1 protein-coding gene is annotated in these 1,042 nt (G+C 45.6%); it reads right to left on the bottom strand.

From position 1 onward, the window contains the following. Nucleotides 1–157: 157 nt before the first annotated feature. Nucleotides 158–1,042, bottom strand: an 885-nt coding sequence (locus A3738_RS00565; RefSeq protein ID WP_068763258.1) for an aminotransferase class V-fold PLP-dependent enzyme, incomplete at its 5' end; no start/stop codon positions are given.

The raw sequence follows: 1,042 nt of genomic DNA, 5'->3' as shown, positions 1-1,042 counted from the left end.
AGCCGCTAGTCTGCAGATACAGGCGGAAAGATAGATCGCCTCCTGCTTTCGCTACTTCTTGTGCGATGTGCTGAGCAGCCTTTTCTGATACAGAAATAGACTGGCTTGGTTCGAACGTTGAAACAGTCATATAAATGTCTTCCTAGAGTATGCGTTCTTACGCGAACATGCGTTGTATTTTCGCGAGCGCAGCGAATAACTGATCGACTTCTTCGTGCGTGTTATAAAACGCGAATGATGCGCGAGCACAGCCCGGAAGTCCGAATTTTTCCATTAGAGGCATAGCACAGTGGTGGCCAGTACGAATGCCGATGCCTTGTTGATCAAGCAACATACCAATGTCGCTTGGATGTAATCCTTCAATTTTGAAAGACATAACCGGCACCTTGTTTTCAGCAGTACCAATCATCGACATGCCTGGAATGGTCTCGATTAGTTTTATCGCATGAGCCATTAAGGCGGCTTCATGCGCGTCTAGCGCTTCGCGATCGAGCGATTGAATGTAGTCAATGGCAGTGCCTAAGCCTACCGCTTCACCAATCGCTGGTGTGCCAGCTTCAAACTTATAGGGGAGTTGATTGTAGGTTGTACCCTCAAAACTAACGCGCTCTATCATCTCACCGCCACCTTGGTAAGGAGGCATCGCTTCTAGCAAGTCGCGCTTTCCATATAGAACACCAATACCTGTCGGGCCGAAAATTTTATGCGATGAAAATGCATAAAAATCGCAATCTAAATCCTGAACATCAACAGCAAAATGAGGTGTTGCTTGTGCACCATCTAAAACGGTTAATGCATTCACAGATTTTGCTTTGGCAATGATTTCATTTGCTGAATTAATGGTTCCAAGCACATTTGATACATGGGTAAAGCAAAGAAGCTTTGTGTTTGGATTCAAAAGCTCGTCGAGTTGATCAATGAGCAACTCACCATGCTCATTGATCTCCCAAACTTTAATGACCGCACCCGTACGTTCTGCCAACATTTGCCATGGAACGATATTCGCGTGATGCTCCATTCGTGTCACAATGATTTCGTCACC

It is taken from the genome of Oleiphilus sp. HI0066 (assembly GCF_001635725.1).
Note: the sequence above shows the minus strand (reverse complement) of the source record. Positions and strands in the feature narration are given on the sequence as shown.